The sequence below is a fragment of the Paenibacillus jiangxiensis genome (assembly GCF_046098255.1).
GTDB classification, from domain to species: Bacteria; Bacillota; Bacilli; order Paenibacillales; family Paenibacillaceae; genus Paenibacillus; species Paenibacillus jiagnxiensis.
This window is the reverse complement of sequence record NZ_JBJURI010000025.1, coordinates 110844-116881: the sequence shown is the minus strand read 5'-3', so window position 1 is coordinate 116881 and position 6038 is coordinate 110844. Positions and strand designations below refer to the sequence as shown.

Annotated in this window: 4 protein-coding genes; all 4 read left to right on the top strand. The window is 62.2% G+C overall.

Going from position 1 to position 6038, the window contains the following annotated elements; all coding sequences use genetic code 11:
* The first annotated feature begins 87 nt into the window (after window positions 1-87).
* On the top strand, window positions 88-1272 hold the full coding sequence (locus ACI1P2_RS22360; protein ID WP_355322795.1) for an exonuclease SbcCD subunit D: 1185 nt from the start codon (window positions 88-90) through the stop codon (window positions 1270-1272).
* On the top strand, window positions 1269-4691 hold the full coding sequence (locus ACI1P2_RS22355) for an SMC family ATPase (protein WP_355322793.1): 3423 nt from the start codon (window positions 1269-1271) through the stop codon (window positions 4689-4691). Before ACI1P2_RS22360 ends, ACI1P2_RS22355 begins: the two co-directional genes overlap by 4 nt.
* A gap of 293 nt (window positions 4692-4984) precedes the next feature.
* Complete coding sequence (locus ACI1P2_RS22350) at window positions 4985-5503, top strand: hypothetical protein (RefSeq protein ID WP_355322791.1); 519 nt, start codon at window positions 4985-4987, stop codon at window positions 5501-5503.
* A gap of 114 nt (window positions 5504-5617) precedes the next feature.
* Window positions 5618-5983 (top strand): histidine triad nucleotide-binding protein, encoded by a 366-nt coding sequence (locus ACI1P2_RS22345; protein WP_355322789.1) that lies wholly within the window; start codon window positions 5618-5620, stop codon window positions 5981-5983.
* The last annotated feature ends 55 nt before the right edge of the window (window positions 5984-6038 follow it).

Here is a 6038-nt window from a genome sequence, read left to right as displayed (position 1 = left end):
ATTTCAACTTATTCATTTTTCAAAGAGCAAAAGGAAAAGAGCAACCCCAAATCAGGAGATGCTCTTAACATACAAGGAGGAAGAGAGATGAGGATTCTTCATACGGGTGACTGGCATCTGGGCAGGACGCTTGAAGGCCGCAGCAGGCTGAAGGAACAGGAAGCCTTTCTCGAGGAGCTTGTGCGCATGGCTGAGGACCAGCAGGCGGATCTAATCCTGATGGCAGGCGACGTCTATGATACGGTCAATCCGCCTGCGGCGGCGGAGCAGCTGTTTTATGAGGCCGCCGCACGGCTGGCTGAAGGAGGAAGGCAGTTCGTTGCGATTGCAGGCAACCATGACCAGCCGGAACGGGTATCGTCCGTCACCCCTCTCGTCCGTCAGCAAGGCATCAGGCTGCTGGGGCTGCCCAGCCCGGAGGCGGTGCGAATTACCGCGCCAAGAACAGGGGAGACGGCGGTCATCGCTGCGCTTCCCTATCCTTCGGAGGCGCGCCTGAACGAACTGCTCAGCGAGGACGGGGACGAAGGTGTGCTCCGCGAGGCGTACAGCCGGCGAGTGGCCAGGCTGATGACACAGCTGGCCGCTTCCTTTCGTGCGGATACGGTCAATCTGGCGATGAGCCATATCTATGTGCTGGGAGGCCTGGAAACCGATTCAGAACGGCCCATTCAGGTAGGCGGAGCCTACACGGTCGATCCTTCGGCACTTGCCGTTGGGGCGCAGTATACCGCTTTGGGACATCTGCACCGGCCCCAGTATGTGAAAGGGGAAGGAATCCTGCGTTACAGCGGTTCGCCGCTTGCATATAGCTTCTCCGAGGCGGGGCAGGCCAAGTCTGTTACGCTGATTGAAGCGGCGCCAGGCCAGCCTGTACATATTGAGGAGCTGCATCTCAACAGCGGACGCCCGCTGGTGCGCTGGCGTGCCAGAGGAGGGCTGGAGGAAGTGTACCGCTGGCTGGACGACGGGCTGGATGCGGATGCGTTCATAGACCTGGAAATTACGCTGACCGAGGCCATGTCGATCGGAGAAATCCAGCGATTGCGCAAAAGCCGTGACGGGATAGTACATATCAGACCCGTGTACCCGGAAATGGCCGCCGCCGAGCTGGAGCAGCAGCGCTCCGAAATACCGCTGCACGAGCTGTTCCGCTCCTTTTACCAGCGCCAGACCGGCGGGGCCGAGCCGGATGACGGGCTTGTACAGCTCTTCTTGGAGCTTGTCGAGGAAGACGGGGAGAATGACGGAATGGAGGAGCATGTGTCATGAAACCGATATCGCTGAAGGTGGCTGGGCTGCAAAGCTACAGGGAGCAGCAGGAAATCCGCTTCGAGGAGCTGACGGAAACGGGGCTGTTCGGCATTTTCGGGCCGACCGGGAGCGGGAAATCGACGCTGCTGGACGCCATTACGCTGGCGCTTTACGGCAAGGTGGAGCGTGCCGCGGGCGGCACCCAGGGCATTATGAATCATGCGGAAGATACATTATCCGTCGCATTTACATTTGAGCTGATGTCGGCGCAGGGACCAATGCGATACCGGGTGGAACGCAGATTCAAACGGACCTCGGGCGTGTCAGTCAGCAATTCGCTCAGCCGTTTTGTGGTGATTACGGATGAGGGCGAACAGGTGATGGCGGACAAGCTGGCAGACGTGACACGCTGTGTCGAGGACATCATCGGCCTGAAAATGGATGATTTCACGAGGGCTGTAGTGCTGCCCCAGGGGAAATTCGCCGAGTTCCTGTCCTTGAAGGGAAGCGAGCGTCGGCAGATGCTGCAGCGGCTGTTCCATCTGGAAAAGTACGGCGACCAGCTGGCGCAGAAGCTAAGCCGCAGAGTCAAGGACAATGATGCGTCCTTAAAATCGCTGGAGGCGGAGCAGCAGGGGCTGGGCAACGCAAGTGAAGATGCCCTGAAGGAGGCGGAGCTGCGGCTGCGGCTGGCGGTGGAGCATGCGCAATCCTCACGAGTTCAGCTGGAGGCGGTATCGCGTGAGGCGGAGGCCTTGTCGAAGGTCCGCGACCTCGAGCTGGAGCGGCAGCGCAGAACGGAGGAGCTGCGGGAGCTGGCCGTCCGCGAGCATGAAATGGCTGCGCTTGAGAAGAAGCTGAAGCAGTCTGCCGCAGCCTGGGCTCTGCAGCCTGTGTTGGAGGACTGGAAACAGGCTTCCGCGGAAGCGGCCGCACGTGAATCCTCTGCCGCCGCCGCGGCTGTGCTGGCCCGCGAGGCGGAAGAGAAGGCGGAGCAGGCCGTGCTGGCGGACGAGCAGGCAGGCCGGGAGCTGGCCGCCGAGGAGCCGCGTCTGCTGCTGCGGATCGACCAGCTTGAGCAGGCGCTGGAGCTGCAGAAGGAGACGGATGCGCTGCAGACAGGCCGCGATCAGCTTGCCGCTCGGCTTGCCGAAGCCGAGACGGACCGCAAGCGTCATGAGCAGGAGCTGCAGAAGGAACGGGAGCTGCACAGCCGCGGGCTGAACCGGCAGAAGGAGCTGCAGGAGCAGCTCAAGCAGTCCGAGGTGAAGGCCGAGGAGCGGCGTTTGCTGCAGGAAGCGATGCAGCGGCTGCAGCAGCTGAAGGTGGCGGCGGAGCAGCTGGGGGAAGCCGAGGAAGAGGCTGCCGCCCAGGAGCTGCGCGTGCGCGGTGCGGCGGAAGAGCAGGCGCGGACGGAAGCGGAAGTCCGGCAGGCGGAAGCCACCCGTGCCGGTGTGTTCCAGGCGGCGATACAGCAGGCTGGCGAACTGGTGCGCTTGGAGGCGGACTGCGCCCGCGAGCTGATGGCGCTTGCTGCGGCGGAGGAGACGCTGCGCAGCGATATCCGGGCCGGTGAGCTGCGCCGGCTGGCGCAGGATCTGGCCGCTGAGCTGCATGACGGCGAACCCTGTCCGGTCTGCGGCTCGCTGCATCACCCTGCGCCGGCGGAAGCGGCCGCGGGCGGCGGCGGCCACACCGCCGCCGAGGGCCTGCAGCGGCTGCGTGCCGGCCTGCAGGATCTGCGGCTGGAGCTGCGCCAGCAGCTGCACGAGCGGCGCAGCCTCGTGGCGCAGCTGCAGCCTGCCGGCGGCGAAGCCGCCCTGCCGCAGGCCGAAAGCGCCGCGGGCGCGGAGGCGGCCGTGCAGGAGCCGCCGGCCGCTGCGCACGCGGCGAGCGACCTCGCGGCCTGGGCCGCCCGCTGCGGCGCGCTCGAACGCGCGGCGGCGAAGCTGGCCGCGGCCGCCGGGCCGCTGCGCGAGCAAGCCTCCGCCCTGCGGGAGGCGGAGGCCGGGCTGCAGCAGCGGCGCATCCGGGCGGCCGCGGAGCACGAGGCCGCCGCCGCATCGCTTGCGCAGGCACAGCGCAAGCGCAAGAGCACCGCTGCGCGCACGCAGGAGCTGCGCAGCGGCTGGGAGCGCGAGCTGCCCGGCGTGGAGCCGGACAGCGCGGAGGAGCGGTATCGCGCCATGCAGGAGCGCGATATGCGCGCCGACGAGATCCGGGCGCGGCTGGAGACCAGCGTGACCTTCCTGGAGGAGAAGGCACGCAGCGTGCAACTCAGCGAACAGGCCGTCGTCGAAGCGGACAAGCTTATCATTGCACGCCGAGCCGAGCTGGAGGGCAAGGACGCGCTGCTGCGCGAGAAAACGGAGCGGCTGCACGCCTGGATCGGCGCAGGCAGTGCCCAGCAGCTGCTGGGCGAAGCGAGAAGCAGGCTTGCGCAGCTGAAGTCGCAGGCGGACGCCTGCAGCCGGCTGCGCAAGGAAGCCGAGGAGCGCAAGCATGAAACCGTCAAGACCTCCGTCATGGCCCGCCAGGCTGCGGATTCCGCGGCGGAGCGCAAGGTGGCTGCCGAAGCGCGCTGGCTTTCCCAGCTTGATGCTTCGCCATTTGGCAATGAAGCTGAAGTGCTGGAGAGCAGCATCCCGCCGGAGCAGGCAGCCCGGCTGGAAGCGGAGGTTAACGGCCATCGCGAACGTGAGAAAGAGGTTGCTGCTCATTTACGCCATCTGGAGGAACGGCTTGCGGGAACCAGCTGGTCCTCCGAGGAGTGGAATGCCTGCCTGATCCGTTTGCGGGAAAGCCGTGAACAGGATGAGGAGGCGCTCAGGAACAAGGCCAAGGCGGAGCGCGACATGGAGGATTTGCAGCAGCGCCATGTCCGCTGGATGGAGATCGAGCAGCGGCGCGGGCATCTGCAGCGTGAAGCGGAGAAGCTGTCCAAGCTGCAGTCCTGCCTGCGGGGCAACGCTTTTGTCGAGTATGTCGCGGAGGAGCAGCTTATTCAGGTCAGCCAGTCGGCTTCGCGCAGGCTGCGCTTCCTGACGAAGCAGCGCTATGCCCTCGAAGTGGATTCTGGCGGCGGCTTTGTCATCAGCGACGATGCCAACGGAGGCATCAAGCGGCCGGTATCCACTCTGTCCGGCGGCGAAACCTTCCTTACCTCCCTGTCGCTGGCCTTGGCCCTGTCTGCGCAGATTCAGCTGCGCGGCCAATATCCGCTCCAGTTCTTTTTCCTGGACGAAGGCTTCGGCACGCTGGATCCCGAGCTGCTGGATACGGTGATCACCTCCCTGGAGAAGCTTCATCATGATCAGCTGTCGGTCGGCGTCATCAGCCACGTGCCGGAGCTGCGGGCCAGATTGCCGCGCAAGCTGGTCGTGCTGCCCGCCGAGCAGGCGGGAGGCGGCTCGCGGGTCGTGCTCGAAACGCTGTAACTGGAGAATGGAAGCAGCGGGAGCAGGTGATCTGTATCACAGATACAGTTTCATCACGCTGTTATAATACAGCCAAGCCGACATATTATTGACAGTCATCCCTGCTGTGGCAGCGGGGCCGGGAGTCGTGCCCGGCGCCGCTGCCGCGCGCGGAGCTCGGATTGAGCGACGCGGGGATGGCCTTTTTTTGTTTTCCGGGAGATTTGTGGGCATAGTGGCAAAACGCCCAGATCTGAATAGGATATTGCAAAGTGGGATGTGAACTTTCCTGCAAGTCTAAGGAGGTACGGAAGATGGAAACTATTGCCCCAAACGAAAAGAAGGAAGCAAAGGAAACGAAGGAGGTCTGTATGAAGCATATGCACCGTTATGTGTGCGTATGGACAAAGGACGGATCGACGTATGACGGCATTGTCGAGCATGTGGACGATGAAAATATTTATATGGCTGTTCCGATCGGCGAAGCGAACGCCAATATGCCGCACCACGCCAATGTGCAGTATCAAGCAAATATGCCGCATACCGCCAATGCGCAATATCAGGCAAATATGCCGCATACCGCCAATGTGCAGTATCATGCGAATATGCCCCATCCAACCCATGTTCGGCCGGAAGCCAATCTGCCTTACCCTGACTGCGGTTGCGGAGAAACGCGAGCCTTCGGTTATCCTTTCTTTGGCTACCCAGGCGCGTTTCCAGGCTACGGATACGGCTATGGATTCGGTTACCCTTTTTATGGCAGACGCCGTTTCAACAGGCTCATCCTGCCGCTTGCTGCGCTGACGGCTATTGGTTTGCTTCCTTATTATTGAGCATCGACCTCATCAGCAGCCCGCACCCCGGAACGGGGCGGGCCTGCTGTCATTTTATCCTCTTTTTCGGTATGATAAAGTACATAATGGTTGATTCAAGAAGGAGGATACATAATGGACTGTCTGTTTTGCAAAATTGTAGAAGGTTCCATCCCGTCGAAGAAGGTGCTGGAGACGGAGGATATGCTCGTATTTCATGATATTCAGCCCGCGGCACCCGTTCATGTGCTGATTATCCCGAAAAAGCATATCGCATCCATGAACGATGTGACAGAGGAGGACCTCCCGCTGATCGCCGAAATCCATCGTACTGCGCAAAAGGCGGCGCAGCAGCTCGGCGTGTCCGAATCGGGTTACCGGCTCATCAATAACTGCGGTCCGGACAGCGGCCAGGCGGTTCACCACCTGCATTACCACCTGCTTGGCGGCGCCAAGCTGGGTGCTTTGACGGGGATTTCCGATTCCCACGCGGCACGCTGAAGCCCTTTTCTTCCCATAGGTTGACACCCGCTTCAGCTTTCACCTATAATGAAAG